General features: G+C 74.4%; 26 protein-coding genes. 18 read left to right on the top strand and 8 right to left on the bottom strand.

What is annotated here, in order from left to right; all coding sequences use genetic code 11:
- The first annotated feature begins 274 nt into the window (after positions 1 to 274).
- The 10 genes from ACIF6F_RS06345 (at position 275) to ACIF6F_RS06300 (ending at position 8672) form a co-directional block, all read left to right on the top strand.
- Entirely contained in the window at positions 275 to 649 is a 375-nt protein-coding gene (locus tag ACIF6F_RS06345; protein WP_399941946.1) for a hypothetical protein, read from the top strand.
- A gap of 245 nt (positions 650 to 894) precedes the next feature.
- Positions 895 to 1356 carry a type II toxin-antitoxin system PemK/MazF family toxin gene (locus ACIF6F_RS06340; protein WP_399941943.1) on the top strand — a complete coding sequence of 154 codons (462 nt, stop codon included), beginning with the start codon at positions 895 to 897 and terminating at the stop codon, positions 1354 to 1356.
- 173 nt (positions 1357 to 1529) lie between these two features.
- The gene (locus ACIF6F_RS06335) at positions 1530 to 2420 is read left to right on the top strand and encodes a CAP domain-containing protein (protein ID WP_399941940.1); all 891 of its coding nucleotides are present in this window, start codon (positions 1530 to 1532) and stop codon (positions 2418 to 2420) included.
- Positions 2421 to 2597: 177 nt separating this feature from the next.
- Complete coding sequence (locus ACIF6F_RS06330; RefSeq protein WP_399941938.1) at positions 2598 to 3158, top strand: hypothetical protein; 561 nt, start codon at positions 2598 to 2600, stop codon at positions 3156 to 3158.
- 305 nt (positions 3159 to 3463) lie between these two features.
- On the top strand, positions 3464 to 4252 hold the full coding sequence (locus ACIF6F_RS06325; protein WP_399941935.1) for a thioredoxin family protein: 789 nt from the start codon (positions 3464 to 3466) through the stop codon (positions 4250 to 4252).
- Complete coding sequence (locus ACIF6F_RS06320) at positions 4249 to 4863, top strand: TlpA family protein disulfide reductase (RefSeq protein WP_399941933.1); 615 nt, start codon at positions 4249 to 4251, stop codon at positions 4861 to 4863. The genes ACIF6F_RS06325 and ACIF6F_RS06320 overlap by 4 nt, the downstream gene beginning before the upstream one ends.
- Complete coding sequence (locus tag ACIF6F_RS06315) at positions 4860 to 5675, top strand: cytochrome c biogenesis CcdA family protein (RefSeq protein WP_399941930.1); 816 nt, start codon at positions 4860 to 4862, stop codon at positions 5673 to 5675. Before ACIF6F_RS06320 ends, ACIF6F_RS06315 begins: the two co-directional genes overlap by 4 nt.
- 103 nt (positions 5676 to 5778) lie before the next feature.
- Positions 5779 to 6366: a hypothetical protein gene (locus tag ACIF6F_RS06310; RefSeq protein ID WP_399941927.1), complete on the top strand. Its 588-nt coding sequence runs from the start codon at positions 5779 to 5781 to the stop codon at positions 6364 to 6366.
- 51 nt (positions 6367 to 6417) lie between these two features.
- Complete coding sequence (locus ACIF6F_RS06305) at positions 6418 to 7242, top strand: response regulator (protein WP_399941924.1); 825 nt, start codon at positions 6418 to 6420, stop codon at positions 7240 to 7242.
- Complete coding sequence (locus ACIF6F_RS06300) at positions 7239 to 8672, top strand: ATP-binding protein (protein WP_399941922.1); 1434 nt, start codon at positions 7239 to 7241, stop codon at positions 8670 to 8672. Before ACIF6F_RS06305 ends, ACIF6F_RS06300 begins: the two co-directional genes overlap by 4 nt.
- Positions 8673 to 8766: 94 nt before the next feature.
- Here ACIF6F_RS06300 and ACIF6F_RS06295 read toward each other — a convergent pair whose 3' ends face one another.
- On the bottom strand, positions 8767 to 9612 hold the full coding sequence (locus tag ACIF6F_RS06295) for a TIGR02452 family protein (protein WP_399941919.1): 846 nt from the start codon (positions 9610 to 9612) through the stop codon (positions 8767 to 8769).
- A 185-nt stretch (positions 9613 to 9797) separates the two neighbouring features.
- On the opposite strand from ACIF6F_RS06295, the gene egtA reads away from it, so the two are divergent.
- From egtA to egtD, 4 genes are read left to right on the top strand one after another with little or no spacing between them, the layout of a single operon-like run.
- A complete protein-coding gene (gene egtA / locus ACIF6F_RS06290; protein WP_399941917.1) occupies positions 9798 to 11096 on the top strand; it encodes an ergothioneine biosynthesis glutamate--cysteine ligase EgtA in 1299 nt (432 codons plus the stop codon).
- The gene (gene egtB / locus ACIF6F_RS06285) at positions 11093 to 12397 is read left to right on the top strand and encodes an ergothioneine biosynthesis protein EgtB (protein ID WP_399941915.1); all 1305 of its coding nucleotides are present in this window, start codon (positions 11093 to 11095) and stop codon (positions 12395 to 12397) included. The genes egtA and egtB overlap by 4 nt, the downstream gene beginning before the upstream one ends.
- On the top strand, positions 12397 to 13155 hold the full coding sequence (gene egtC / locus ACIF6F_RS06280; RefSeq protein ID WP_399941912.1) for an ergothioneine biosynthesis protein EgtC: 759 nt from the start codon (positions 12397 to 12399) through the stop codon (positions 13153 to 13155). The genes egtB and egtC overlap by 1 nt, the downstream gene beginning before the upstream one ends.
- The gene (egtD, locus tag ACIF6F_RS06275) at positions 13152 to 14114 is read left to right on the top strand and encodes an L-histidine N(alpha)-methyltransferase (protein ID WP_399941909.1); all 963 of its coding nucleotides are present in this window, start codon (positions 13152 to 13154) and stop codon (positions 14112 to 14114) included. Before egtC ends, egtD begins: the two co-directional genes overlap by 4 nt.
- Here the strand turns inward: egtD and ACIF6F_RS06270 are convergent.
- The 3 genes from ACIF6F_RS06270 to ACIF6F_RS06260 all read right to left on the bottom strand — a co-directional run bounded on the left by ACIF6F_RS06270 (position 14009) and on the right by ACIF6F_RS06260 (position 17149).
- Positions 14009 to 14884, bottom strand: a complete 876-nt coding sequence (locus ACIF6F_RS06270) for a lysophospholipid acyltransferase family protein (protein ID WP_399941907.1) — start codon at positions 14882 to 14884, stop codon at positions 14009 to 14011. The genes egtD and ACIF6F_RS06270 overlap by 106 nt on opposite strands.
- Entirely contained in the window at positions 14881 to 15708 is an 828-nt protein-coding gene (locus ACIF6F_RS06265; RefSeq protein WP_399941904.1) for a GNAT family N-acetyltransferase, read from the bottom strand. Before ACIF6F_RS06265 ends, ACIF6F_RS06270 begins: the two co-directional genes overlap by 4 nt.
- A gap of 187 nt (positions 15709 to 15895) precedes the next feature.
- Entirely contained in the window at positions 15896 to 17149 is a 1254-nt protein-coding gene (locus ACIF6F_RS06260) for an extracellular solute-binding protein (RefSeq protein ID WP_399942206.1), read from the bottom strand.
- 372 nt (positions 17150 to 17521) lie between these two features.
- Here ACIF6F_RS06260 and ACIF6F_RS06255 point away from each other — a divergent pair, with 372 nt between their 5' ends.
- Positions 17522 to 17737 (top strand): dodecin, encoded by a 216-nt coding sequence (locus ACIF6F_RS06255; RefSeq protein WP_399941902.1) that lies wholly within the window; start codon positions 17522 to 17524, stop codon positions 17735 to 17737.
- A gap of 142 nt (positions 17738 to 17879) precedes the next feature.
- Here ACIF6F_RS06255 and ACIF6F_RS06250 read toward each other — a convergent pair whose 3' ends face one another.
- On the bottom strand, positions 17880 to 18371 hold the full coding sequence (locus ACIF6F_RS06250) for a hypothetical protein (protein WP_399941899.1): 492 nt from the start codon (positions 18369 to 18371) through the stop codon (positions 17880 to 17882).
- Positions 18372 to 18500: 129 nt separating this feature from the next.
- Here ACIF6F_RS06250 and ACIF6F_RS06245 point away from each other — a divergent pair, with 129 nt between their 5' ends.
- Positions 18501 to 19571 carry an MsnO8 family LLM class oxidoreductase gene (locus ACIF6F_RS06245; RefSeq protein ID WP_399941896.1) on the top strand — a complete coding sequence of 357 codons (1071 nt, stop codon included), beginning with the start codon at positions 18501 to 18503 and terminating at the stop codon, positions 19569 to 19571.
- 16 nt (positions 19572 to 19587) lie between these two features.
- Here the strand turns inward: ACIF6F_RS06245 and ACIF6F_RS06240 are convergent, their stop codons facing one another.
- A complete protein-coding gene (locus ACIF6F_RS06240) occupies positions 19588 to 20403 on the bottom strand; it encodes a MerR family transcriptional regulator (protein WP_399941893.1) in 816 nt (271 codons plus the stop codon).
- A 76-nt stretch (positions 20404 to 20479) separates the two neighbouring features.
- Here ACIF6F_RS06240 and ACIF6F_RS06235 point away from each other — a divergent pair, with 76 nt between their 5' ends.
- Together ACIF6F_RS06235 and ACIF6F_RS06230 are read left to right on the top strand one after the other, a co-directional pair.
- The gene (locus tag ACIF6F_RS06235) at positions 20480 to 22939 is read left to right on the top strand and encodes an ABC transporter (RefSeq protein WP_399941891.1); all 2460 of its coding nucleotides are present in this window, start codon (positions 20480 to 20482) and stop codon (positions 22937 to 22939) included.
- 182 nt (positions 22940 to 23121) lie between these two features.
- Positions 23122 to 23772 (top strand): hypothetical protein, encoded by a 651-nt coding sequence (locus tag ACIF6F_RS06230; protein WP_399941889.1) that lies wholly within the window; start codon positions 23122 to 23124, stop codon positions 23770 to 23772.
- Positions 23773 to 23814: 42 nt separating this feature from the next.
- Here ACIF6F_RS06230 and ACIF6F_RS06225 read toward each other — a convergent pair whose 3' ends face one another.
- Both ACIF6F_RS06225 and ACIF6F_RS06220 read right to left on the bottom strand, forming a co-directional pair.
- The gene (locus ACIF6F_RS06225) at positions 23815 to 24561 is read right to left on the bottom strand and encodes a succinate dehydrogenase/fumarate reductase iron-sulfur subunit (protein WP_399941888.1); all 747 of its coding nucleotides are present in this window, start codon (positions 24559 to 24561) and stop codon (positions 23815 to 23817) included.
- Complete coding sequence (locus tag ACIF6F_RS06220) at positions 24558 to 26504, bottom strand: fumarate reductase/succinate dehydrogenase flavoprotein subunit (protein ID WP_399941885.1); 1947 nt, start codon at positions 26502 to 26504, stop codon at positions 24558 to 24560. The genes ACIF6F_RS06225 and ACIF6F_RS06220 overlap by 4 nt, the downstream gene beginning before the upstream one ends.
- Positions 26505 to 26506 lie beyond the last annotated feature (2 nt).

Here is a 26506-nt window from a genome sequence, read left to right as displayed (position 1 = left end):
CTAGCCCTCGCACCGAGTCCGGATACCGCGCTCCGGGCCGGCCTTGAGCAAGATTTGGAGGTTGCCTCGCGGGGGCAGGTTTCGCGCGCCTCTCGGAGCCGGTGCCCGCCCGCCGGGGCGGCGGCCCCATGAAGACGCCGTACCACAATCTCCCGTAAATCATCACGAAGACTGCGATTCCGGCTCCGCCCTCGCCCACGGTGCGTAGTCTCTTCGTCACGCAACCGACAGGCACTTGTCGGATGCAAGTGCCACGAGAAGTGAGGAAGAAGTCATGGCCAACATAGAAACCTCCCTCAAGGAGATCGTGACGTCGATCGAGGGCAGCCTGGGTGCCGCCCTGGTCGACTACACCAGCGGCATGGCGCTGGGCACGATGGGAGGCGACAAGGACCTCGACCTGGCGGTAGCCGCGGCAGGCAACACGGACGTGATCCGCGCGAAGACGCGCACCATGGAACTCCTCGGTCTCGACGACGAGATCGTCGACGTGCTCATCACGCTCGGCAGCCAGTACCACCTCATCCGGCTCCTCAAGGGCCGCGGCAACAGCGGGCTGTTCCTCTACCTCGTCCTGGACAAGGCGAAGTCCAACCTGGCCATGGCCCGCCATCAGCTCAGCCGCATCGAAGCCCAACTGGAGTTCTGACCGGCCCCGACAGTCCGGGCTCAGCATGCCCACAAGTTGAAGACTTCTTCAATTAAACACATGCCAAATTTGCGTGTGCCGGTGAGGGCGGGCGGGGTCCGATGACGCCACGTGCGGCGGCCACCGCGGCCGCCGCACTGCGGCATGGCCCGCCTTGAACCGCAGCCGTGGGGGTGCGGTCGGTGAATGCGGAGTGTGATCGCCGCGGCTGTCCTTCACGCCGGGAAACCAGTAATCTCCCCGCAATGAAGGCACTTTCGCAGCAGAGCAGCGGCTACACAGAGCAACCAGGCCGGGGTGGGCTCACCGCCACGGCCGAGGTGGACCCCCTCACGACCGGGCCCGTGCGGACCGAGTACTCCCCCGCGTACGACGGGGATCCCGATCCGGGCGAGATCGTGTGGACCTGGGTGCCGTTCGAGGAGAACGACGGGCGGGGCAAGGACCGGCCGGTGCTGGTGGTGGCGCGGGAGGCGGGCGGGACGCTGCTGGCGGTCCAGCTGTCCAGCAAGCGGCACGACCACGACCGGGAGTGGGTGGCGATCGGTGCCGGGCCCTGGGACCGGGAGGGGCGCGAGTCCTGGGTGGACGTGGACCGGGTGCTGCGCGTGACGGAGGCCGGGATGCGGCGCGAGGCGTGCGCGCTGGACCGCGGGCGGTTCGACCGGGTGATCGGGCGGCTGCGGGAGCGCTACGGCTGGTCCTGACGGGCCGTGTGCCGGCGGTCCGGACGGGCCGTATGCCGGGTTCGTCCTGTGCCGGTCCTGCGGGGTTCCTGAGGGGAACCTTAAGTACGCCTCCGGCAGCGCCTTTTGGCTGGTCGGGGTCCTAGGGTCGGAGGAACTCCCCTCCATTCCTCCCCCTTTGAGGTGCGACCGGCATGAGCCCGAGCAGAACTTCCGAACCCCTGTCCCGAGTCGAGGCCCGGCAGAAGCGGCGGATGCGTACGCGCGTCGTCCTGTCCGTCACCGCGGCGGCCACGGTCGTGGCCGTCGGGGTGGCGGTGGCCGGGGCCGGCGGGGACGGCGGGGCGGATGCGCGGGCCGACGGCGCGTCCGGCCCGGCGGCCGCGAAGGCCGCCGCCGGTGACGCGGCGGGGGCCGGTTCGGCGCCCGGCGCCGGCACGTCCGGTGCGGGCGGCGGGGCCACGCCGGGGGCCGGCTCCTCGGCGACGCCCGGAGCCGCGGGGGCCACGCCGACGGCTTCCGCCACTCCGACACCGTCGGCATCGGCCAAGCCCGCCAAGCCGTCGAAGTCCGCGAAGCCCGCCCGCAAGCCGGCCGGGACCGTGGGCGGCGGATCGGGAAGCTCCGGTGGTTCCGGCAGTTCGGGCGGGTCCGGCAGTTCGGGCGGGTCCGGCGGCTCGGGCGGGTCCGGCACCGCCGACGGCGCGACCGAGTCCGCCGTGCTGGAGATCGTCAACAAGGAGCGGGCGGCGGCTGGTTGCGGCGCCCTGACCGCGAACGACAGGCTGACCGCCGCGGCACGCAAGTACAGCGACACCATGGCCCGCAGCGGGGTCATGTCCCACACCGGCCCCGACGGGTCCACCATGACCAGCCGGGTGGAGGACGCGGGGTACGCCTGGTCGGGCCTGGGCGAGAACATAGCCCGCGGCCAGTCGGACGCCGCCGAGGTCATGAAGGCCTGGATGAACAGCCCCGGCCACCGCGCGAACATACTCAACTGCAGCTTCCGGGAGATCGGCATAGGTGTGCACAAGGGCGACGGCGGCCCCTGGTGGACGCAGAACTTCGGCACCCCGAGGTAGTCCCGGGCCAAGGCCCTCATCCCCACAGACGTTCCCTGGCGCCCGAAACACCCCCAGGCGCGCTCCCCCACGTCCTCCGGCCCCTGCGCGGGCCGGGGGACGTCGGCGTTCCGGGCGTCCCGCGTTCCGGAGGGGGGCCGGTGACGGGGCGGCCGGGGCCTCGGCCACTATGGGGCCGTGCCCCGTTTCCCGCGTTACCTGCTCATCTGGCTGTCGTGCACGGCCGCCAGCGTGACGGCCGTGCTCGCCACGGTCCAGTTCGTGGTCGGCACGACCCGGCACACCCCGCCCGTGGCCCGCTCCGCGCCCGACGTCATCGAGACGCCCCCGACCTGGCAGGCGATCCTGGACGGCGCGCCCGCCTCGGTCTCACCGAGCGGCCCGGTGAGCGGCACGCCCACGGCGGCGCCGCGGCCGTCCGCCTCGTCCGCCGCCCCCACCCCGCGCCGCCCCTCGCCCAGGCCCACGCGTTCCGCCACTCCCAGCGCCCCCGTCGACTGCACGGGCGGGGCGGGCCTGCACACCGTCCCGTCGCAGGGCGGCAAGGTCACCGTGCGGTACGGCTCGAAGGGCGTCTGCCTGATCTCGGCGGTGCCCGCCCCCGGCTTCAAGGCCGCCACCTCCCAGACGGCGGACGACACCCTCACGGTGACCTTCACCGGCTCCGACCACGAGTCGGTCATCACGGCCACGGTCGACCCGCGGGCGCGGGCGAGCGTCCGCGAGTCGTCCTCCTGACCACCTGACCGGGCGGACCGGCCAAGTCCCCTTTGCCGGTTTCGTGTCCGTACGCGCGATCCGATCAGCGCTCCGGCCCGCGCTCCGGCGAAGCGGAAGCTGAGCTGTTCCTTAGGGCAACCTCAAGATCGCTCCGAGGCGGCTGCAGGGGCGTCCGGCGGTCCTATGCTCGCCGTCAGCCGAGCGGCCTCCGTTCGCCGGGTACGACACCCCGGCGCACCGTCGCGCCGCCGGCTCCACGTGCCGGAGGGCCGTCCCGCCCTTCCCGCGTTCCACCGTCCCACCGTCCCCTGGGGTGCTTCGCCATGAGTTCTCGCCGTTCCCGCACGCTCCGAGCCGTCCGCGCCGCTTCCGGCGCCCGCACCCGGCGGCTGCCGCTGGTCGCCGCCGCCGTGGTCGCGGCGGCCCTGACCGCGGCGTGCGGTCCGGCCTCGGAGTCCGCCGGATCCGCGGCGCCGCCCGCGGCCGTGGAGACCTCGGACGGCTCGGGCTCGGCGGCCGACGCCGCGGCCGGGTCCACGCCGGAGTCCACCGAGGCCTCCCCGAGCGCCCCGGCCTCCGCGTCGGCGTCCGCCTCCGCGTCCGCGGCCCCGTCCGTACGTCCCTCCTCCCCCGCACCGAAGCGCGCCCCGGCCAAGTCCGCCGCACCGGTGCGCACGCCCGCCAAGCCGGCCCGTACGAGCGCGGCGCCCGAGCCGGCGCCGGTGCCAGGCTCCGGGTACCCCACGGCCGACGCGACGGCACGGATCGACGCGGCGCTGCGCGCTGCCAAGAGCGACGGGCGGATGGTGCTGCTTGACTTCGGGGCGAACTGGTGCGGCAACTGCAAGGCCGCGGACCGGGTGTTCGCCCAGTCGAAGACCTCGTCGATCCTCGGGTCCTCGTACCACATGGTCAAGATCGACATCGGGGGTGACAGCTCGGCCAACTCCCGTCTGCTGCGCAAGTACAGCCCCTCGGGCGGTACGTACAAGATGCCCGTGCTGGTCGTCGTGTCGCCGTCCGGCACGGTGCGCACGGACACGCACGTCACGGGCAACCCGCCGCTGACGGCCGAGGGCCTGAACTCCTTCCTCCGCCAGTGGGCGTCGTGAGACGGTCGCTCCGTTCCTCCGTGGCCGTCCCGGTCGTGGCGGGGCTCGGGGTGACGGCCGGCCTGGTGCTGGCCGGCGGCATCACGGACTCCGGGGGCTCGGACGCCGGCCCCGGGGGGCCGCGCGCCGGGGTACGGACCGCCGCCACGGCGGCGGTCCTGGACCCGGCCGACCGGCAGGAGGCCCCGGCCGTGGCGGGCGACGACCTCGACGGCAAGCCGGCCTCCCTCAGGGCGCTGCGGGGCGAGGTGGTGGTGGTCAACGTCTGGGGCTCGTGGTGCGCACCGTGCCGGGCGGAGGCCGACGGCCTGGCCCGGCTGAGCGGCCGGGTGCGGGGTGACGGGGTACGGTTCCTCGGCATCAACACCCGGGACCGTGACCGGTCGGCCGCGCGGGAGTTCGTACGCGCCCACGGTCTGGGGTTCCCCAGCATCCACGACCCCGCCGGGGAGCTGCTGCTCCGCTTCCCGCCGTCGCTGCTGAACCCGGGGGCGATCCCCTCGACGCTGGTATTGGACCGGCGGGGCCGGATCGCCGCCGCCGTCGGCGGTCCGGTCACCGAGGCTCAACTGGAGCCTCTGGTACGGCGCGTGGCGGAGGAGGCGTCGTGACGGCCGTCCCCGTCGCGCGCCTGTCGGCGGCGGTCACGGACTCCCCCGCGGCCCTGGCTGTCGCGGACGCCCCGGAGCTCCTGAACGGGACGCTGGCCATCGCGGCCCCGGTGGCGTTCGTCGCGGGGCTGGTCTCCTTCCTCTCGCCGTGCGTGCTGCCGCTCGTGCCGGGCTACCTCAGCTACGTGACGAGCCTGTCGGTGGCGGACCTCGCCGACGCGCGGGGCGGCAGCCGGGGCCGTATGGCGGGCGGTGCGCTGCTGTTCGTCCTGGGCTTCACGGCCGTACTGGTCTCCGGCGGCGCCCTGTTCGGTCACGCGGGCCGGGCGCTGCTGGCCCACCAGGAGGCGGTGAACCAGGTGCTCGGGGTGTTCACCGTGCTCATGGGGCTGTCCTTCATGGGGCTGCTGCCCGGTTTCACGCAGCGGGAGTTCCGCAGTCACCGGCGGCCCACGCTGGGGCTGGCGGGGGCGCCGCTGCTGGGGGCGGTGTTCGCGGTCGGCTGGACGCCCTGTATCGGGCCGACGCTGGCCGCCGTGCAGGCCCTGGCGTGGACCGAGGCGAGCGCGGGGCGTGGTGCCCTGCTGATGGCCGCGTACTGCCTGGGGCTCGGCCTGCCGTTCGTGCTGGCCGCGCTGGCCTTCCGCCGGGCGCTGGGGGCCTTCGGGCTGGTCAAGCGGCATTACGCGTGGGTGCTGCGGGCCGGCGGCGGGATGCTCGTGCTGGTCGGCGTGCTGCTGGCCACGGGCGCGTGGGGCGGCCTGGTGTACCGGCTCCAGGTGTGGAGCGCGAACTTCACCGCGGTGCTGTAGGGCGCCGATCCGCCCTGCACCACCCTGCCGTGGGCCCCCGCCTCTTCCGATCCTTCCTGAACTCCTGAACTCCTGAACTTTGAACTTTTGGGGCAGAACAGACATGAGCATTCCGATGCAGGTACGGCGTTCCCGGGCGGCCCGCGTGGCGGCCGGCCTGGTGTCCCTGGCCTCGCTGGCCGCGCTGGCGGGCTGCGGTTCCGGCGAGTCCGACGGCGGCGCGGCCGCCCAGGCCGCCCCGGCCCCCACGACGCGCTTCAGCGAGAACGGCGTCACGGTCACCCTGACCGTGACCGACTGGCGGGACTCCGAGGGCACGCTCCGGGCGGTGTTCACGCCCGAGGAGCCGGGCTTCCACCTGTACAGCACCGCCCTGCCGGCCGGCGGCGTCGACGGGGTGGGCAGGCCGACGTCGGTGGCCGTGTCCGGTGCGCTCCGGGCGCGGGGCGCGCTGACCGCGGGGTCGCCGGTGCGGTCCATCACGCTGCCCGGCGTGGACGCTCCGGTGCCGGTGTACCCGGACGGGCCGGTCACCACGACGCTGCCGGTGCGCGCCGGGGCGGAGGGCGAGGCGACGGTGCTGCTCGGCTACGCGAGCTGCAGCACGACGGAGGGGTGCACCATCCCGGTCGCCGACCGCCCCGTACGCCTGCACGTGACCGAGGACGGCCCGGCCTTCCACACCCCGTAGCCCGCCGGGGGCGCCTGCCGCGCGTTGCGGACACCCCCTAGGGTGTCCCCCATGCCCAGCGTCCTCGTCGTGGAAGACGACCCCAGCATCCGCCAGTCGCTCATCGAGGTCCTGGCGGAGCACGGGTACGCCGTGCGGAGCACGGGCGACGGGTTCGGTGCCCTCCGTGAGGTCACCCGGACGCCCGTCGACGCGGTGGTCCTGGACCTGGGGCTGCCCGATCTGGACGGAGGGGACGCACTGCGCATGATCCGGGGCATTTCTTCCGTGCCGGTGCTCGTGGCGACGGCGCGCGACGACGAGGCGGAGATCATCTCGCTGCTCAACGCGGGGGCGGACGACTACCTGGTGAAACCGTTCTCCGGGGGGCAGCTCGTCGCCCGGCTCTCCGCCGTGCTGCGACGCAGCGGCCACGTCCCTCCCGTCTCCCCGATGCCGGGGATTGCGCCCATGGCGCCGATGTCACCCCGGTCTCCGGTGCACCCGATGCCCTCGACGGGGCCGGGATCCGCGGTGCCCGTGCCCCGCGGGGCGTCCGCACCGCCGGTCCCCCCGGTCGCGGGCGGCGGGCCGCGTCCCGTCACCGTCGGCGAGCTGTCGGTGGACCCGGGTGCGCGGACCGCGTACCTCGCCGGGGTCGAGCTGCGGCTGACCCGGCGCGAGTTCGACCTGCTGGCGTTCCTGGCCCTGCACGCGGGACAGGTCGTCTCCAAGCGCCGGCTGCTGACCGAGGTGTGGCGCGAGCCGTACGTGGACGACCAGACCGTCGATGTGCACCTGTCCTCGCTGCGCCGCAAGCTGGGCGAGCGCGCCGCGGCGCCGCGCTACCTGCTGACCGTCCGCGGCGTCGGCATCAAGCTGGTGGCGCCGCGGTGAGGCGTTCCCTGGCCGGTGTGGCGCTCGCCGCCACCTCGATGGTCGCCCTGTCCTTCCTGATACCGCTGGCCGCGCTGGTGATGTCGCTGGTCCGGGAGCAGGGGGTGACCGTGGCCGAGCAGCAGGCCGCCGCGCTGGCTCCCGTACTCACCCTCACCACGGACCCGGCGGCGCTGCGGGAGTCCGCCGCGAGCCTGGACGGGGCCGAGCACCTGGTCGTGCACCTGCCGGACGCCGGGGCGCTGGGCCGGTCGCGGGCCCCCGCCGACCTGCTGGAACGGGCGCGGGAGGGCCGGGAGTCGATCTCCCAGGAGATCCCGGACGGCTGGATCCGGCTGCAGCCGGTGGTGCTGCCGGGCGACCGGGTCGCCGTCATCGAGAACTTCGTCCCCGAGGGGGAACTGACCCGCGGGGTCCGGGAGTCGTGGGCGGTGATGACCTTCCTCGCGGTGGGGCTGATCGGCGGTTCGGTGCTGGTCGCCGACCGGCTCGCCGGCAAGGTCGTACGGTCCTCCAAGCGGCTGGCGCAGGCGTCGCGCGCGCTGGGCCAGGGGGATCTGGAGGCGCGGGTGGAGCCGATGGGCCCGCGGGAACTGCGGGACGCGGGCGTCGCGTTCAACGCGATGGCCCAGCGGATGACCGAGCTGCTCGCCGTCGAGCGGGAGCTCGTGGCGGACCTGTCCCACCGGCTGCGCACCCCGCTGACCGCCCTCCACCTGGCGTCGGAGCGGATGGCCGGCACCCCGGAGTCGGCCAGGGTGGAGGCTGCGGTCTGCGCGCTGGAACAGGAGCTGCAGGCCATCATCGCGGCCGCGCGCACACCGCTGGCGGTGGGTCCCATGGGCCAGGGCATGCTGGGGTCGCCGCCGGCCGGGGGTGCGGACGGCGCCGGGGCGGGCCGTGCGGCGCGTACCGGGGGCGCGGGCGGCGACGGGCCGCGCAGCGAGGCGGCCGACGTGGTGCGGCGGCGCACCGCCTTCTGGTCGGTGCTGGCCGAGCAGCAGGGCCGGGACTGCGCGCTCGACCTGACCGGGGAGCCTACGGCGGTGGGGCTGTCCGAGGACGACATCGCGGCGGTCGTGGACGCGCTGATCGGCAACGTGTTCCGGCACACCCCGCCCGGCACCCCGTTCGGCGTCCAGGTCGTACGGACGGCCCAGGCGGTGGAGCTGGTCGTGGAGGACGGCGGCCCGGGCATCCCGGACCCGGAGCGGGCCCTGTCCCGCGGGAGCAGCACCGGCTCGACCGGGCTCGGCCTGGACATCGCGCAGCGGGCCGGCAGCGCCACGGGCGGCGCGATGCGGATCGGCCGGAGCGAGCTGGGCGGTGCGCGGATCTCGGTGACGTTCGCGCTGGCCACGGCGGGTACGGCGGCCGGCCGGCGCCCCCGCATCTCCCGCCGCCGCACGAGCCGGCTCCGCAAGCACTGACGGCCGGCGTACGGACGGGGACCGGCGTACGGACGGGGCCGACGTGCTGACGGCCCGGCGTACCGGCGCGTACCGAGCGTGACGGCCGCGCCCGCTACGCCCCCTCCGGCGCCCGGGTCGCCTCCGGGAAGGCCGTGGCGAAGGCCGTGCGGGGGGCCGGGGAGCGGTCCAGTACGGCGAAGACCACGCGGTCGAAGGTGTCGCCGAAGCGTGCGCCGGGGGCGAGGTGGGTGCGGAAGGCCGCCGCGACCCGGGCCGGCTCGTTGCGGAAGACCCCGCAGCCCCAGGCGCCCAGCACCAGCTGGGGGTAGCCGTGGCGGGCGGCGACCTCCAGGACGCGTTCGGCGCGGCGCGTCAGGGCCGCCGGGATCTCCCCGGCCCGCCCGGGCTCCTGCTCGCGGATGACGCCGGCGTTCGGCGCGGCGGCGGTGAGGAAGCCGGCTTCGAACGGGTCCTCGAAGAGGGCGCCGCGGTCGTCCCGGAAGACCGGCACCGCGGGCGAGTGGATCACGCGGTCGCTGTAGAAGGCGCTGCGTTCCGCACGGTGCACGGCGTAGTAGTCGGAGGCCCGCAGCAGCGTCTGGTACAGGGCGGAGGCCCGGCAGAGGGCCTCCTCCTGGGCGCTGGCGCCCCGTACGTAGCCGCCCCCGGGGTTCCGTGCGGACGCGAAGTTCAGCACCGCCACCCGTCCGGCCGATGCCAGCCGGCGGGCCGCGACCGTGCTGGACTCGCCCGTGACCTCGAAGACCGTGGGGCCGGGCACCGAGCGTGGCGCTCCTTCACCAAGAGCGACCGGTTCGGGGCCATATATCCTGGTTTGCGCCATGGCTCCCGCCACGGCGGCCGCGAGGGACACCTCGCGCCCCGACGGCGCCCGGTACCCGCCGGACGCCACGATGTCCGCGTTCTCCTGTGCGATTGCCCGAAGCCGACCGCTCACCGAATCCCCTCCACGTGCTCGTCGTTCCGGCGCCATCGTCCGAGACCAGATCCGGAGGCCGCAAACCCTTTAACGCCCGGCGCTCGCCGCCCGCTTGGCGCAAACGGATCTTGTGAGGATTCGTTCGCAGCGGCTTGGGTAGCCGTGGCCCGTCGGCACACGGCCTGCGACAGGAGGATCCGGCCATGCCACAGGAGTCCCGCCCGCGCGGCGCCCCTGCGTTGCACGAGTCCGAGACGGAGGAGCTGGTCCGCGGCATCTGTTTCAAGACGGGTCCGCCCCGGTACCTCGGCGCCGAGCTGGAGTGGCTGGTGTACGACGCGGAGGCGCCCGACGAGCCCGTGTCGCCCGACCGGCTGGTGGCCGCCCACGACGCGGCCCGCGCCCTGCCCCTGCGCTCCCGGCTCACCGTCGAGCCGGGCGGACAGCTGGAGCTGAGCTCGCAGCCCGCCCGGTCGCTGACGGAGTGCCTCGACGGCCTCCAGGCCGACCTCACCGCCGTACGGGCGGCCCTGCGCGACCGGGGCCTCTACCTCTGCGGCCTGGGCCAGGACCCGCGGCAGGCGCCCCGCCGGCTGCTCCACGAGCCGCGTTACGACGCGATGGAACGCTTCTTCGACCGCACCGGGCCCGCCGGCCGGGCCATGATGTGCTCCTCGGCCTCCGTGCAGGTCTGCGTGGACGCCGGGTACGAGGAGCCCGGCCCCCTCGGGCACGGGCGGCGCTGGCTGCTCGCCCACCTGCTGGGCGCGGTACTCGTCGCCGCCTTCGCCAACTCCCCCGGACCCCGGGGCCCCTACGCGGGCTGGCGGTCCGCCCGCCAGGGCGTGTGGAGCGACCTGGACGGCCGCCGCACCCTCGCACCGCCCCTGGACGCGGAGCCCCGGGCGGCCTGGGCCCGGCACGTCCTGGACACGGACGTGATGTGCGTGCGGCAGGACGACGGGCACCCCTGGGAGGTGCCGGAGGGCCTCACCTTCCGCGAGTGGGCCAGGGGCGGCGGCTCCCGGCCGCCCACCCGCGAGGACCTCGACTACCACCTGACCACGCTGTTCCCGCCCGTGCGGCCCCGCGGCCACCTGGAGCTGCGGATGATCGACGCGCAGCCGGGGGACGACGGCTGGCAGGTGCCGGTCGCGGTGACGGCGGCCCTCTTCGACGACCCCGAGGCGGCGGAGACCGCGTACCGGGCGGTCAAGGTGCTCGCCGACTCCGCCCGGGCGCCGGCCGCGCCGCGCAACCCGCTGTGGCGGGCCGCGGCCGTCCACGGGCTCGCCGACCCGGAGCTGCGGGCGGCCGCGGAGGTCTGCTTCCTGGCCGCCCTGGACGCCCTGCCCCGCATCGGGGCGCGCCCCGAAGTCCTCTCCGCCGTCGCCGAGTTCCACGAACGCCACGTCACACGGGGCCGCTGTCCCGCCGACGACCGGACCGCCGCCCCGGCCGCCGCACCCGCCCACCCGTACGGGAAGGAACCGCGAACGTGAACGAGGCCCCGCAGGACCCGCGGGAGCGGGCCCTGACCGCTCTGACCGCGGCGCGCGCCCGCACCACCGCGCTGACCGACTGCGTCGACGAACCCGATCTCACCGCCCAGCACTCGCCGTTGATGTCGCCGCTGGTCTGGGACCTGGCACACATCGGCAACATGGAGGAGCTGTGGCTGCTCCGGCACGTCGCCGGCCGGGAGCCGATGCACCCGGAGATCGACCCGCTGTACGACGCCTTCGAGCACCCCCGCGCGGAGCGGCCGCGGCTGCCGCTGCTGCCGCCGGACCAGGCGCGCCGGTACACGGCCGAGGTGCGGAGCCGGGTGCTGGACGTACTGGAGCACGCGCCACTGGAGGGCAGCGAGCTGGTCGAGGCCGGCTACGTCTTCGGCATGATCGCGCAGCACGAACAGCAGCACGACGAGACGATGCTGATCACCCATCAGCTGAGGAAGGGCGCGGCGGTGCTCACGGCCCCGGAGCCGGGGCCACCCGCCGGGCCGCCGCCCCCGGCGGCCGAAGTCCTGGTGCCGGGAGGGCCGTTCACGATGGGCACCTCGGCGGAGCCCTGGTCGCTCGACAACGAGCGGCCCGCGCACGAGCGCGAGGTGGCGCCGTTCTGGATCGACACGGTCCCGGTCACCTGCGGGGACTACCTGGAGTTCATCACCGCAGGCGGCTACCGCCAGAGCCGCTGGTGGGCCCCGGAGGGCTGGGAGCAGATACGCACGCACGGGATCGGCGCGCCGCTGTTCTGGCGGCTGGAGGGCGGGGAGTGGGTGCGGCGCAGGTTCGGCGTCGTGGAGCCCGTACCCGTGGCCGAGCCCGTGCTCCACGTCGGCTGGTACGAGGCGGACGCGTACGCGCGCTGGGCGGGGCGGCGGCTGCCGACGGAGGCGGAGTGGGAGAAGGCCGCCCGGTACGACCCGGTCTCGGGCCGCTCGCGGCGCTACCCGTGGGGTGACGAGGAGCCGACGCCGGAGCACGCCAACCTGGGGCAGCGGCACCTGCGGCCGGCCCCGGCCGGCAGCTACCCGAAGGGCGCCTCGCCGCTGGGGGTGCGGCAGCTGATCGGCGACGTGTGGGAGTGGACGTCCAGCGACTTCACCGGCTATCCGGGCTTCCGGGCGTTCCCGTACCGGGAGTATTCGGAGGTGTTCTTCGGGCCGGCGCACAAGGTGCTGCGCGGCGGGTCGTTCGCGGTGGACCCGGTGGCGTGCCGGGGGACGTTCCGCAACTGGGACCTGCCGGTGCGCCGGCAGATCTTCTCGGGCTTCCGTACCGCGAGGGATGCCTGATGTGCCGTCATCTGGCTTATCTGGGACCGGTGGTCAGCCTCGGCCGGGTGCTGGCGGAGCCGGAGCACGGCCTGTTCCGGCAGTCGTGGGCGCCGCGCCGGCAGCGGTACGGCACGGTGAACGCGGACGGCTTCGGGGTGGGCTGGTACGCCGAGCACGATCCGGTGCCGGCCCGCTACCGCAGGTACGGGCCGATCTGGGGCGACCAGTCGTTCCTCGACCTGGCGCGGGTGGTGCGCAGCGGGGCCGTACTGGCGGCGGTGCGGGACGCGACGGTCGGCGGGGCGGACGGCGAGGCCGCGGCCGCGCCGTTCGCGGAGGGGCGCTGGCTGTTCAGCCACAACGGGGCGCTGCGGGACTGGCCGGACGCGCTGGCGCCGCTGGCCGCGGCCCTGCCCGCGGCGGCGCTGCTGTCCATGGAGTGCCGGACGGATTCGGCGTTCGTGTGGGCGCTGGTGGCGCACCGGCTGCGGCGCGGCGACGAGCCGGGGCAGGCTCTCGGGGAGCCGGTGCGGGAGCTGGCCGCCGCGTCGCCGGGCTCCCGGCTGAACCTGCTGCTGACCGACGGCGAGCGGATCCTCGCCACCGCCTGGGGCGATTCGCTCTGGTACCTGGCGGAGCCGGCTGCCGCGCGCGTGGTGGTGGCCTCGGAGCCGTACGACGACGACCCGGGCTGGTGCGAGGTGCCGGACCGGACCCTGCTGACCGCCACGCGGACCCATGTCTCGCTGACCCCCCTCAAGGAGCCGACCCCGTGAGCCGTTTCCTGATGACCCGGACCCTGGACGAGAACTCCGCGGAGGCCGCGCTCGGCGCGGACGTGCTGCGGGGGCTGACGTCGGAGCCCAAGACGCTGCCGCCGAAGTGGTTCTACGACACCCGCGGCAGTGAACTCTTCGAGCAGATAACCCGGTTGCCCGAGTACTACCCGACGCGCGCGGAGCGGGAGATCCTGCTGGCGCGGGCTTCGGAGATCGCGGCGGCGAGCGGGGCGCGGACGCTGGTGGAGCTGGGGTCGGGGTCGTCGGAGAAGACCCGGCACCTGATCGAGGCGATGCCGGCGCTGGACCTGTACGTGCCGGTGGACGTGAGTGCCAGCGCCCTGGAGGGCGCGGCGGAGACGCTGCTGGCGGAGCACCCGGGGCTGCGGGTGCACGCGCTGCTGGCCGACTTCACCCGGCCGCTGGAGCTGCCGGAGTCGCCGGGACCGCGGCTGGTGCTGTTCCTGGGCGGCACGATCGGCAACCTGCTGCCCGGGGAGCGGGCGGGGTTCCTGAAGGCGGTGCGGGCGATGCTGTCGCCGGGTGATGCGCTGCTGCTGGGGACGGACCTGGTGAAGGACGAGGCGACGCTGGTGGCCGCGTACGACGACGCGGCGGGGGTGACGGCCGAGTTCAACAGGAACGTGCTGGCGGTGATCGACCGCGAGCTGGACGCGGACTTCCACGCGGCGGACTTCGACCACGTGGCGGTGTGGGACCGGGAGCGGGAGTGGATCGAGATGCGGCTGCGGGCGCGCCACGATCTGAGCGTGAAGATCCGGGCGCTGGATCTGGTCGTGCCGTTCGCGGCGGGCGAGGAGATCCGCACGGAGGTGTCGGCGAAGTTCCGTCAGGACGGCGTGCGGGCCGAACTCGCGGCTGCCGGGCTGGAACTGACGGAGTGGTGGACGGACGCGGCGGGCAGGTTCGCGCTGTCGCTGGCTACGGCGGCCTGAGCGGCGCGGGCGAGGGAGCGCCGGTCGGGGTGGCGTCCGGCCGGGATCCGGGGCAGCAGGCGGATCTCGGCCGTGACGCCGCGGGCGCGGACGACCCGCCAGAGTGAGGTGCCGAGGGGGTCGTCGCCGACGAAGGCGGGGGCGGTGGCGGTACTGCCGTCGGGCAGCCGGTAGTCGATGCGGACGGGCTGTACGGGGACCCGGGCGTCCAGCGCGGCCTGGAAGGCCGCGGGCCGGAAGCGGCCGCCGGCGCGGCCGCACCAGGTGCTGCCCTCGGGGAAGACGGTGACGCGGGTCCCGTCGAGCAGCGCGGTGGTGATCCGGTCGACGGTGGCGGGCAGGGCGCGCAGCCGGTCGCGTTCGATGAAGAGGGTGCCGGCGCGGGCCGCGAGGGCACCGAGGACGGGGTAGCCGCGGACCTCGCTCTTGGCGAGCATGCGGCCGGGGAGGGCGGTGGCGACGAGGGGGACGTCGAGCCAGGAGATGTGGTTGGGGACGACCAGGCGCCCACCCGGGGGGCCCGGGTGGCCGTGGACGCGTACCCGGATGCCGAAGGCGCGGACCACGGCGGTGGCCCAGCGGCGGACGGCCGCCTCGCGGCGGGCGCGGGCGAGGGGCCGTATCAGCAGGGCGCCGGGTATGCCGAGGAGGACCACGGCGATCCCGGCGGCCAGCCGGAGGGCGGCGCGGAGCGCGGGGACGGGCCGGTGGAACGGCTGGTCCGCGCACCCGGCCGGGGTGCAGGGGGCGGTGGGCAGCCAGGCGCTCATGCCGAGGGGGCCAGGGAGAGGAAGTGCCGGAGGTAGCGGGGGTTGGTGCGGCGCAGGGACAGCAGCACGTACAGGTCGGCCACGCCGAACTCGACGTCGTGGGCCGGCTCGCCGCAGACCCACGCGCCGAGGCGGAGGTAGCCGCGGAGCAGCGGGGGGAGTTCGGCCCGGCCGGGGCGGACGATGCCGTCGGCGTTCCAGGGGCGGTGGGGGGTGACGCGGTACTCCTCGGGGGCGAGGTTGCGTGACATTACAGTGTCACGTGTGACAGCCGCCAGCGCGCCGCCGTCGGCGAGCGGCACGGAGCAGCAGCCGGCCAGCCAGTTGTGGCCGCTCCGGTCCATGTAGCGGGCGAGCCCGGCCCAGATGAGGGCGATGACGGCGCCGTTGCGGTGGTCGGGGTGGACGCAGGAGCGGCCGACCTCGACGAGGTCGGGGCGGATCGGCGCGAGGGCGGACAGGTCGAACTCGCCCTCCGAGTAGAGGCGGCCCGCGACCGCGGCCCGCTCGGGCGGCAGCAGCCGGTAGGTGCCGACGACGGTGCCGGTGGTCTCCTCCAGGACGAGGAGGTGGTCGCAGTAGGCGTCGAAGGCGTCGGAGTCGATGCCGGGCTCGGGGCCGTCGAGACGGGCGCCCATCTCTCCGGCGAAGACGTCGTGGCGCAGCCGCTGGGCGGCGCGGACCTCGTTCTCGTCGCGGGCGAGGCGGACGGTGTAGCGGGCCTCGTCGGCCCCGGGGCCGGCGGGGGCGCCCTGGGCGGGGATCGGGGAGGGCGTGGGGACGGCGGTCCGGTCGGGGACGGGGGACAGCGGGGCGATGGTCATGTCGGCTCCTGGTCCGGGCACGGTGGCCTGGCCGGGGTGGGTCGGCCTGGCTCCTTACTTCTTCCGTGACCGGCTGGATTCGACATGACGGTGCAGGGGACCGTGGATGTGCGGATGCTGAATGGGTGGTTCGCGGCGGGGGCGCGGGCGCCCGGCAGCGGGGCGGGACGCGGTCGGCAGGGCCGGGTCAGCGGTCGGAGCTGAGCACCCGGGTGATGGTGGCGTCGGCCGCGGCTGCGGCCCTGCGGGGGTCCTCGCCGGTGAGGACGGCGGTCATGTAGGGCTTGATCGGGTTCTTGGCCTCCACGTCCGCCCAGCGGGGCGAGGTGGGCGTGGCGCGCCCCTGCGCGGCTCCCTTGGCCATCGCGGAGGTGCCCTCGTTGTCGTCGATGACGTGGGCGAGCGTGGTCTTGTTCGGCACGTAGCTCATGGTGCGCGCCAGGTCGGTCTGCCACTTCTCCCCGATGAGGGCGGAAACGACCTCGACGGCCGCGCGGCGGCGCTCGGTGGACTTCGGGATGATCAGGTCGGAGCCGCCGGTGAAGACGGCGCCGGGCTTCGCGGCGGTCTTGCCGGGTATCGGGAAGTAGCCGAGCTTGCCGCGCAGCGCCGGGTTGAGCTCCTCGATCAGGGCGGCGCTGCCGGGCGGGGCGATGATCTGGGCGACCTTGCCGCGGGCGAACACCTCGGCCTGGGGCGGGGTTTCCTCGTCGGCGTCCTTGGGACCGTCGCCGAGTGCCTGGAGCTCCTTGTAGAAGGCCATGCCGCGCTGGGCCTCGGGGGTGCCGAGGGCGCCGTTCCACTGCCCGTCGCCCTCGACGGCCAGCTCACCGCCCTCGTCCCAGATGAAGCCGGCGAGCACGTACCAGTTCTGGCCGGCGAGGTAGATGCCCTGCCGGTCGCCCTGGTCCAGGCGTTCGGTGGCGCGGGTCCACTCGCGGCGGGTGGTGGGTTCCTTCGTGATCCCCGCCGCGGCGAAGAGGTCCTTGTTGTAGAGGACGACGCGGTTGGCGGCGTACCACGGCACGCCGAACTGCGCCCCGTCGATGCTGCCGGGCTCGGCGAGGCCCGTGAGCCAGTCCTTGCTGCCCCAGTCGCGCAGGCCCTCCAGGGTGAGTTCGGTGAGGCCGTCGGTCTGGGCGTACTGGGCGACCTGGGTGTTGCCGACCTCGATGACGTCCGCGGTGTCCTCGCCGCGCAGGACCTTGTGGACCTTCTCGCCGATGCCGGTCCACTCCTGGATCTCGATCTCCAGGTCGATGTCCTCGTGCTCGGCCTCGAAGGCGGTGGTGAAGCGCTCCAGGAAGTCCTCGGAGGCGCTGCCCTTCATCAGCCAGACGGTGACCTGCTGCCGGCCGGCTCCCTCGCCGGGGAGGACGCCGCAGGCCGTCAGGGCCGTGGCGGCCAGGACGGCGGTGCACGCGGCGAGGGGGAAGCGCATCTTCACGAATGCCACCTTCGGGTCGATCGGAGATGGCTCGAAATTGGCATGGACCAATTGAACGGGTCAAGGGTCTCCGGCCAGGTTTTCTTCACCAAAGCCTCACGCATCGCCATTCGACTCACGGACAGAGCGTGAGAATTGAGACCTATCGCCGCAGCAATGGTGGCGCGCCACGGAGGACAGGTAAGGTCCGGACCTGATTGACAGCACCTGCATCGCCCAACTGATGTCCGAGTACGACCCCCTCGTCACCCGGACGGCCGCGCCCCGGCACCGCCACGCCGGGCCGGCGGGGCCGACGCCTCGCGGGACGCCGGCACGTGGGGCACCGTGGAGTGAGGCACCAGCTCACCCCACCGGGAGTGTCACATGTCCAATCACACCTACCGCGTGACCGAGATCGTCGGCACCTCCCACGAGGGAGTGGACCAGGCGATCCGCAACGGCATCGCGCGGGCCGGCCAGACGCTGCGCAACCTGGACTGGTTCGAGGTCACCCAGGTCCGCGGGCACATCGAGGACGGACAGATCGCGCACTACCAGGTGGGACTGAAGGTCGGCTTCCGCCTCGACGGCGAGGACTGACCCCGGGGCCGGGCACGGCCCGGTCCGTACGGCAGGGCGCGGCCCGGTCCGTACGGCAGGGCACGGCCCGGTCCGTACGGCAGGGCACGGCCCGGTCCGTACGGCAGGGCGCGGTCCGGTACGGCCGGACCGCGCCCGGCGCTCAGGTGCGCCCCTCGCGCTCCTGCGCGTCCCGCAGCTCCGCCGAGGCCGCCGCCCAGTCGGCGCGCACCACCGGGTAGCCGGCCCGCCGGGCCGCGTCGCAGACCAGCTCGTCGTCGTCGACCAGCATGCGCACCTCCCGGCCCCGCGCGATCCGTTCCAGCGTCTCCAGCTTGGTGACCCGCGCCGGGCGGCGGTCCTGGTTGCCGCGCATCCACACCCGCCCCTCGGGCAGCTCCTGCGCGGCCAGCCAGGCGAGGGTGTCCCGGCGGCAGCGCTCCGGCCTGCCGGTCAGGTAGACCACCTCGCAGTCGCCGGCCGCCTCGACGGCCATCCGCACCCCCCGCTCCAGCGGCGGGTCCTGGGGTGCCGCGCCGAAGAACCCGGACCAGTCCCGGGGCTTGCGCTCCAGGAAGTGCTGGCGGTGCGCGGTGTCCGCGAGCGTTCCGTCGAGGTCGAAGACGGCCAGCGGCCGCCGGTGGGACTCTGTCATGTACGCCACCCTAGACAGGGCCGCCGACAGTGCCCGCGGGAGCGGGGCCGGAACGCTCCCGGGAGCGCGGCCGTCGGCAGTCCTGAACGGGCCCGGGAATCACCGGCCCGCCGTCGCGTTGAACACTCCGTGACTGCGAACCCGATCCTGGCCGCGACCCGCTTCTCGGTCCTCGACCGCTCCCGCGTCCGCGAGGGCCACGACGGCCCCGAGGCGCTGCGCGACACCGTCGCGCTGGCCCGGTACGCCGAGGAGCTGGGCTACCACCGCTTCTGGGTCTCCGAGCACCACAGCGTGCCCGGCGTGGCCGGTTCCGCGCCGACCGTGCTGGCCGCCGCCGTCGCGGGCGCCACCTCGGCCATCCGGGTGGGCACGGGCGGGGTGATGCTGCCCAACCACGAGCCCCTGGTGGTGGCGGAGCAGTTCGGCGTGCTGGAGTCGCTGTTCCCGGGCCGGATCGACATGGGGCTGGGCCGTTCCGTGGGGTTCACCGACGGCATCCGGCGGGCCCTGGGCCGGGACGTGAAGGACGCCGACGCCTTCGAGGAGCGGCTCGGGCTGCTGCTCGGCTGGCTGGACGGCACCCAGCGCGCCCACCCCCAGGTGCACGCGCGCCCCGCGGAGGGGCTGCGCGTGCCGCCGTTCCTGCTGGCGACGGGGGAGGGCGCGGGGATCGCCGCGCGGGCCGGGCTGCCGCTGGTGGTGGGCGACCTGCGGCGGCGGGACCGGCTGCTGGTGGCGGTGGAGGAGTACCGGCGCGGGTTCCGGCCCTCCGCCTGGGCGGAGCGCCCGTACGTCGTGGTCTCGGGTACGGTCGCGGTCGCCGGCAGCGAGCGGGAGGCGCGGCGGCTGCTGGTCCCGGAGGCGTGGTCGACGGCCCACGCGCGGACGCGGGGCAGTTTCCCGCCCCTCGCCCCCGCGGAGCGGATCGAGGCCCTGGAGATGTCGGCCAGGGAGCGGGAACTGTACGAGTCCGGGCTCGCGGGGCACGTGCACGGCACCCCGGAGCGGGTGGCCCGGGAGCTGGCCGCGGTGGTCGCGGAGACCGGCGCGGACGAGGTGCTGGTGACGACCAGCACGTACGACCGGGCCGGCCTGCTGGACTCGTTCGCCCGGCTGGCGGAGCTGGCGGGCCTGGTGCCGCGTACCGCCGACGGCGCCGGCACAGGCCCCAACCCGCCCGCAGGACGGGCGGATTGAGGCGTCCCGGCCGGGATCAGACGAGGGGCTCCTGGAGTTCGGTCACCCACTGGCGCGGGTCGTCGGGGCATTCCAGGTAGAGCTCGCGCGCGTACCCCGCGGAGCGGTGGCCCTGTGTGTCGATCCACGCCGCCAGCGCCTGGGCGGTGGGCAGCACCTCGTCCATGGCACCGCGGTGGACGAGGGTGGCGGCGCGTTCCACGGCCGGGAGGTCGACGAGGTCGAAGTCCCCGCCGCTGACGGAGGAGCCGACCGGCAGCGCGGCGTGGACGCGTACCGCCTCGCCGCCCTCGGGGGCGTCGTCGTAGTAGGCGACGGCCGGGCCGGCGGGCGTGACGCCCGCGCGTTCCAGGCGGCGGCACAGCTCGTCGAAGAGCGGGCCGACGACGGGCCCGATCCGGTCCGGGTCGAAGTTCTCCGCGGTGGCGCTCAGCTCCGCCACCCGTACCGCCTCGATGTGCTTGACCACCACGTCGTGGGTGTCCATGCGTCCCTCGCTCTCGATCGTCCGGAGCCTCGCCTCGACCTGGGCCAGCCGGGCCGCGGCGGCCGCCTGTGCCTCCGCGAGCTCGGCCCGGCGGAGCCGGAGCATGCCGCGCAGCTCGTCGGGGCCGACCATCTCGTCGAGGATCAGGCGCACCTGTTCGAGGGTGAAGCCGAGGTCCTTGAGCGCGATGACGCGGTTGAGCCGGCTGAGCTGGGCCGCCTCGTAGGAGCGGTAGCCGGTGAAGGGGTCCACGCGGGCGGGCGGGAGCAGGCCGATGGCGTCGTAGTGCCGCAGCATGCGGACGGACACGCGGCCGTGGCGGGCGAAGTCTCCGATGGTGAACATGGTGCTCCTACTGCACGGCCTCACACGGTGTGAGGGTCAAGTATCGCGGGCGGCGGCGACGCCTAGAATCGGACAAATGCACAGCCCGGAAGCCCAGCAGCCCGCCCCCGTCCACTCCCCCGCCGTCGCGGGGGCGCCCGCCGCCGATCCCTTCGTACGGGTGCGGGGCGCGCGGGAGCACAACCTGCGCGGGGTGGACGTGGACATCCCTCGGGACGCGCTGACGGTGTTCACGGGGGTGTCGGGGTCCGGGAAGTCCTCGCTGGCGTTCGGCACGATCTACGCGGAGGCGCAGCGCCGCTACTTCGAGTCGGTGGCGCCGTATGCACGGCGGCTGATCCACCAGGTCGGGGCGCCGAAGGTCGGGGAGATCACGGGGCTGCCGCCGGCGGTGTCGCTGGAGCAGCGGCGGTCCACGGCGGGGACGCGGACCTCGGTGGGCACGGTGACGATGCTCTCCAACTCGCTGCGGATGCTGTACTCGCGGGCCGGCGACTACCCGGCGGGGGCGGACCGGCTGGACTCGGACGCGTTCTCGCCCAACACGGCGGCGGGCGCGTGCCCGGAGTGCCACGGGATGGGGCGGATCCACCGGACCGGCGAGGAGCTGCTGGTGCCCGATCCGGCGCTGTCGATCCGGGAGGGAGCGATCGCGGCCTGGCCCGGGGCCTGGCAGGGGAAGAACCTGCGGGACGTACTGGACGCGCTCGGGTACGACGTGGACCGGCCGTGGCGGGAGCTGCCCGCGGCGGAGCGGGAGTGGATCCTCTTCACGGAGGAGCAGCCGGTGGTCACGGTCCATCCGGTGCGCGAGGCCGGCCGGATCCAACGCCCTTACCAGGGGACGTACATGAGCGCGCACCGGTATGTGATGCGGACGTTCTCGGACAGCAAGAGCGCGACGCTGCGGGCCCGGGCGGAGCGGTTCCTGACGAGCGTGGCGTGTCCGGGGTGCGGCGGGAGCCGGCTGCGGGCGGAGGCCCTGGCGGTGACGTTCGCGGGGCGGACCATCGCGGAGCTGGCGGGGCTGCCGCTGACGGAGCTGGCGGGGGTGCTGGCCGGGGCCGCGGACGGCGGGGGCGAGACGGCGCGCGTGTTGGCGGGCGATCTGCTGGCGCGCATCGGGACGGTCAACGAACTGGGGCTGGGGTACCTGTCGTTGGACCGTACGGCGCCGACGCTGTCGGCTGGTGAGCTGCAGCGGCTGCGGCTGGCGACGCAGCTGCGGTCGGGGCTGTTCGGGGTGGTGTACGTGCTGGACGAGCCGTCGGCGGGGCTGCACCCGGCGGACACGGAGGCGTTGCTCGGGGTGCTGGACCGGCTGAAGGCCGCGGGGAACACGGTGTTCGTGGTCGAGCACCACCTGGACGTGGTGCGGCATGCGGACTGGCTGGTGGACGTCGGGCCCCGGGCCGGGGAGCACGGGGGCGAGGTGCTGCACTGCGGGCCGCCGGAGGGTCTGGCGGAGGTGGCGGAGTCGGCCACGCGGCGGTTCCTGTTCGGGGAGCGGGGCGGGGCACGGGCCGGGGAGGCGGGCGGGGCGGTGCGGGCGGTGCGCCGTGCGACCGGTCACATTGCACTGTCACAGGTGACGCGGAACAACCTGCGGGGTCTGGACGCCGAGTTCCCGCTCGGGGTGTTCACGGCCGTCACCGGTGTGTCCGGCTCCGGCAAGTCCACGCTGGTGGGCCGGGCGCTGGCGGAGGAGGTAGCGGAGCGGCTGGAGCGGGACGGGGCGGCGGGCCCGGTGCGGCGGCTGGTCGAGGTGGACCAGAAGCCGATCGGCCGTACGCCGCGGTCCAACCTGGCGACGTACACGGGTCTGTTCGACACGGTGCGCAAGATCTTCACGGCCACTCCGGAGGCCCGGGCGCGCGGGTACTCGGCGGGGCGGTTCTCGTTCAACGTGGCGGGCGGGCGGTGCGAGACCTGCCAGGGCGAGGGGTTCGTCTCGGTGGAGCTGCTGTTCCTGCCGAGCACGTACGCGCCGTGCCCGGACTGTGCGGGGGCCCGGTACAACCCGGAGACCCTTCAGGTGCGGCATGAGGGGCTGACGATCGCCGACGTGCTGGGGCTGACGGTCGAGTCGGCGGCGGAGTTCTTCGCGGGGGTGCCCGCGGCGGCACGCAGTCTGCGGGCGCTGGACGAGATCGGTCTGGGCTACCTGCGGCTGGGACAGCCGGCCACCGAGCTGTCGGGCGGCGAGGCGCAGCGGATCAAGCTGGCGGCGGAGCTGCAGCGGGTCCGCCGCGACCACACCCTGTACCTGCTGGACGAGCCGACGACGGGCCTGCACCCGGCCGATGTGGAGGTGCTGCTGGGGCGGCTGCACGGGCTGGTGGACGCAGGGCACTCGGTGGTGGTGGTCGAGCACGACATGGACGTGGTGGCGGGCGCGGACTGGGTGATCGACCTCGGGCCCGGGGGCGGCGACGCGGGCGGCCGGGTGGTGGCGGCCGGTCCGCCGGGGGAGGTGGCCGCGGCTCCGGGCAGCCGTACGGCGCCGTACCTGGCGCGGCGGCTCGGCACGGCCTGACCGGGAGGGAGCGGGCCGATCCGGAGGGCACGGGCCGACCCGGAGGGCACGGCCTGCCGCGGAGGGCACGGCCCGGGCCCACAGGGCCCGTGCCGGGGACGGGTCGGCCGATCGGCTGACCGGGGGCGGGTACGCCGTGCCGCGCGCCGGCGGCTCGCGGGTGATGGGCGACAGTGGGGCGCATGCCCCACGGATCCGCCGGTGTGCCGCGCCGCAGCGTGCTGGCCGCCCTCGTTCTCGCGGGACCCGCCGCGGCCGCCGGATGTGCCGGGAGCGAGCCGCCGCCGCCCGCTCCGGGCCCGCCGCCCGGCCGGGACGCGCTGGTCATGGTGATGCGGCATGCGGAGCAGCCGTACGCGGGGGCGCCGGGGCAGGACTCCGACGGTGAGGACGATCCGGGTTCGCTGGCGGGGCGGGGCCGGCGGCGGGCCGCGGCGCTGCCGCTGCTCTTCGCGCCGTCGCCGAGGGCCCCGCTCCCCCGGCCCGGGCTGGTGTTCGCGGTGGCCGATGCGGGCCGGCACGCCGGTTCGCACCGGAGCCGGCAGACGGTCGGGGCGCTCGCGGAGTCGCTGGGCGTGGAGGTCCGGGCGGACCTGGGGCTGGGTGAGGAGGCGCGGGTCGCAGCGGCTGCGCTGGCCTCGGGCGCGCCCGCGCTGGTGTGCTGGGAGCGGGCCGGTGTTCCCGCACTGGTGCGGGCCCTGGGCGCGGACCGGGTGCCGGGGGTGCCTGCGGAATGGCCGGACCGGTTCGACCTGGTGTGGGTCTTCACGCGCCGGTCCGGCCGGTGGTCGTTCCGGGAGCTGCCGCAGCACCTGCTGGCGGGGGACGCGTAACCCCCGTACAGGCCGCGGCACCGATCTCTCCGGACAACGCACCTAGCGCTTGACCTTGCGGGTGGCGCGCAGCCATTCCTTGTTCATGGCGGCGATGGAGGGCAGAGGGATGCCCTTGGGGCAGGCGGTGGCGCATTCTCCGGTGAGGGTGCAGCCGCCGAAGCCCTCCTCGTCCATCCGGGCCACCATGTCGAGGACGCGGGTCTCGCGTTCGGGCGAGCCCTGGGGCAGGACGTTGAGGTGGTTGACCTTGGCGGAGGTGAAGAGCATCGCGGAGCCGTTGGGGCAGGCGGCGACGCAGGCGCCGCAGCCGATGCACTCGGCGTGCTCGAAGGCGGAGTCGGCGTCGGCCTTGGGGACGGCGGTGGCGTGGGCCTCGGGGGCGGATCCGGTGGGGGCGGTGATGTAGCCGCCGGCCTGGATGATCCGGTCGAAGGCGCCGCGGTCGACGACGAGGTCCTTGACGACGGGGAAGGCGGCGGCGCGCCAGGGCTCGACGTCGATGGTGTCGCCGTCCTCGAAGGACCGCATGTGGAGCTGGCAGGTGGTGGTGCGTTCGGGTCCGTGGGCGTCGCCGTTGATGACGAGGCTGCAGGCGCCGCAGATGCCCTCGCGGCAGTCGTGGTCGAAGGCGACGGGCTCCTCGCCTCGCAGGATGAGGTCCTCGTTGAGGGTGTCGAGCATCTCCAGGAACGACATGTCCGGGGAGACGTTCTCGACCTGGTACGTGACCATGGCGCCGGGGGCGTCGGCGTTCTTCTGGCGCCAGACGCGCAGGTTGAGCCTCATGCGTAGCTCCGCTGGGTGGGGTGGACGTACTCGAAGACGAGGTCTTCGCGGTGCAGGACGGGGGCCTCGCCCGTGGCGGTGAACTCCCAGGCGGCGGCGTAGGAGTAGGTGTCGTCCTGGCGTTCGGCCTCGCCGTCGGGGGTCTGGGACTCCTCGCGGAAGTGGCCGCCGCAGGATTCGGCGCGGTGCAGGGCGTCGAGGCACATGAGCTCGGCGAGTTCGAGGTAGTCGACGACGCGGTTGGCCTTCTCCAGGGACTGGTTGAACTCCTTGCCGGTGCCGGGGACCTTGATGCGGCGCCAGAACTCGGCGCGGATCTCGGGAATGCGGGCGAGGGCCTTGCGGAGGCCGGCGTCGGTGCGGGCCATTCCGCAGTACTCCCACATGAGTTCGCCGATCTCGCGGTGGAAGGAGTCGGGCGTGCGGTCGCCGTCGACGGCCAGCAGGCGGGCGAGGCGGTCCTCGGTCTCGCGTACGGCGGCGACGGCCTCGGGGTGGTCGGCGCCGACGGTGTCGGTGCGGGGGTGGCGGGCGAGGTAGTCGTTGATGGTGGCGGGGAGGACGAAGTAGCCGTCGGCGAGGCCCTGCATGAGGGCGGAGGCGCCGAGGCGGTTCGCGCCGTGGTCGGAGAAGTTGGCCTCGCCGACGGCGAAGAGGCCGGGGACGGTGGTCTGGAGGTCGTAGTCGACCCAGAGGCCGCCCATCGTGTAGTGCACGGCGGGGTAGATGCGCATCGGCACGTCGTACGGGTTCTCGGCGGTGATCCGCTCGTACATGTCGAAGAGGTTGCCGTACTTCTCGGCGACCTTGTCCTTGCCCATGCGGCGGATGGCGTCGGCGAAGTCGAGGTAGACCCCCTGGCCGCCGGGGCCGACGCCGCGGCCCTCGTCGCAGACGTTCTTCGCGGCGCGGGAGGCGATGTCGCGGGGGACGAGGTTGCCGAAGGCGGGGTAGATCCGTTCCAGGTAGTAGTCGCGCTCGTCCTCGGGGATCTCGGCCGGGGGGCGGGTGTCGCCCTGGGCCTTGGGGACCCAGATGCGGCCGTCGTTGCGGAGCGACTCGCTCATCAGGGTGAGCTTGGACTGGTGGTCGCCGGTGCGCGGGATGCAGGTGGGGTGGATCTGGGTGAAGCAGGGGTTGGCGAAGTGGGCGCCGCGGCGGTGCGCCCGCCAGATGGCGGTCGCGTTGGAGTTCATGGCGTTGGTGGAGAGGTAGAAGACGTTGCCGTAGCCGCCGGTGGCGAGGACGACGGCGTCGGCGAAGTGGGTGGAGATCTCGCCGGTGACGAGGTCGCGGGCGACGATGCCGCGGGCGGTGCCGTCGACGGTGACGAGGTCGAGCATCTCGGTGCGGGCGTGCATCTCGACGTTGCCGGCGGCGATCTGGCGGGAGAGGGCCTGGTAGGCGCCGAGGAGGAGCTGCTGGCCGGTCTGTCCGCGGGCGTAGAAGGTGCGGGAGACCTGGACGCCGCCGAAGGAGCGGGTGTCGAGGAGGCCGCCGTACTCGCGGGCGAAGGGGACGCCCTGGGCCACGCACTGGTCGATGATCTCGACGGAGATCTGGGCGAGGCGGTGGACGTTGGACTCGCGGGCGCGGAAGTCGCCGCCCTTGACGGTGTCGTAGAAGAGGCGGTGGATCGAGTCGCCGTCGTTGCGGTAGTTCTTGGCGGCGTTGATGCCGCCCTGGGCGGCTATGGAGTGGGCGCGGCGCGGGGAGTCCTGGAAGCAGAACTGGACGACGTGGTAGCCCTGTTCGGCGAGGGTGGCGCCGGCGGCGCCGCCGGCGAGGCCGGTGCCGACGACGATGATGCGGTGCTTGCGGCGGTTGGCGGGGTTGACGAGCCTGGCCTCGAAGCGGCGGCGGTCCCAGCGTTCGGCGATGGGGCCGGCGGGGGCCTTGGTGTCGGCGACGGGTGCGCCGGTGGTGTAGTCGGCGTAGGACATGG

Source organism: Streptomyces sp. NPDC086023 (genome assembly GCF_044540325.1).
Classification (GTDB): Bacteria; Actinomycetota; Actinomycetes; order Streptomycetales; family Streptomycetaceae; genus Streptomyces.
The sequence above is the reverse complement of the archived record's forward strand: the minus strand, read 5'-3'. Positions and strand labels throughout refer to the sequence as shown.

What these genes read in the sequence shown, in the direction of transcription:
- ACIF6F_RS06250 (WP_399941899.1), bottom strand. Translation starts at nt 18,371, where the DNA reads ATGACAGAGTCCCACCGGCGGCCGCTGGCCGTCTTCGACCTCGACGGA.
- egtA (WP_399941917.1), top strand. Translation starts at nt 9,798, where the DNA reads ATGCCACAGGAGTCCCGCCCGCGCGGCGCCCCTGCGTTGCACGAGTCC.
- ACIF6F_RS06310 (WP_399941927.1), top strand. Translation starts at nt 5,779, where the DNA reads ATGAGCATTCCGATGCAGGTACGGCGTTCCCGGGCGGCCCGCGTGGCG.
- ACIF6F_RS06265 (WP_399941904.1), bottom strand. Translation starts at nt 15,708, where the DNA reads ATGACCATCGCCCCGCTGTCCCCCGTCCCCGACCGGACCGCCGTCCCC.
- ACIF6F_RS06225 (WP_399941888.1), bottom strand. Translation starts at nt 24,561, where the DNA reads ATGAGGCTCAACCTGCGCGTCTGGCGCCAGAAGAACGCCGACGCCCCC.
- ACIF6F_RS06220 (WP_399941885.1), bottom strand. Translation starts at nt 26,504, where the DNA reads ATGTCCTACGCCGACTACACCACCGGCGCACCCGTCGCCGACACCAAG.
- ACIF6F_RS06345 (WP_399941946.1), top strand. Translation starts at nt 275, where the DNA reads ATGGCCAACATAGAAACCTCCCTCAAGGAGATCGTGACGTCGATCGAG.
- ACIF6F_RS06255 (WP_399941902.1), top strand. Translation starts at nt 17,522, where the DNA reads ATGTCCAATCACACCTACCGCGTGACCGAGATCGTCGGCACCTCCCAC.
- ACIF6F_RS06235 (WP_399941891.1), top strand. Translation starts at nt 20,480, where the DNA reads ATGCACAGCCCGGAAGCCCAGCAGCCCGCCCCCGTCCACTCCCCCGCC.
- ACIF6F_RS06340 (WP_399941943.1), top strand. Translation starts at nt 895, where the DNA reads ATGAAGGCACTTTCGCAGCAGAGCAGCGGCTACACAGAGCAACCAGGC.
- ACIF6F_RS06230 (WP_399941889.1), top strand. Translation starts at nt 23,122, where the DNA reads ATGCCCCACGGATCCGCCGGTGTGCCGCGCCGCAGCGTGCTGGCCGCC.
- ACIF6F_RS06335 (WP_399941940.1), top strand. Translation starts at nt 1,530, where the DNA reads ATGAGCCCGAGCAGAACTTCCGAACCCCTGTCCCGAGTCGAGGCCCGG.
- ACIF6F_RS06325 (WP_399941935.1), top strand. Translation starts at nt 3,464, where the DNA reads ATGAGTTCTCGCCGTTCCCGCACGCTCCGAGCCGTCCGCGCCGCTTCC.
- egtC (WP_399941912.1), top strand. Translation starts at nt 12,397, where the DNA reads ATGTGCCGTCATCTGGCTTATCTGGGACCGGTGGTCAGCCTCGGCCGG.
- ACIF6F_RS06270 (WP_399941907.1), bottom strand. Translation starts at nt 14,884, where the DNA reads ATGAGCGCCTGGCTGCCCACCGCCCCCTGCACCCCGGCCGGGTGCGCG.
- ACIF6F_RS06260 (WP_399942206.1), bottom strand. Translation starts at nt 17,149, where the DNA reads ATGCGCTTCCCCCTCGCCGCGTGCACCGCCGTCCTGGCCGCCACGGCC.
- ACIF6F_RS06240 (WP_399941893.1), bottom strand. Translation starts at nt 20,403, where the DNA reads ATGTTCACCATCGGAGACTTCGCCCGCCACGGCCGCGTGTCCGTCCGC.
- ACIF6F_RS06305 (WP_399941924.1), top strand. Translation starts at nt 6,418, where the DNA reads ATGCCCAGCGTCCTCGTCGTGGAAGACGACCCCAGCATCCGCCAGTCG.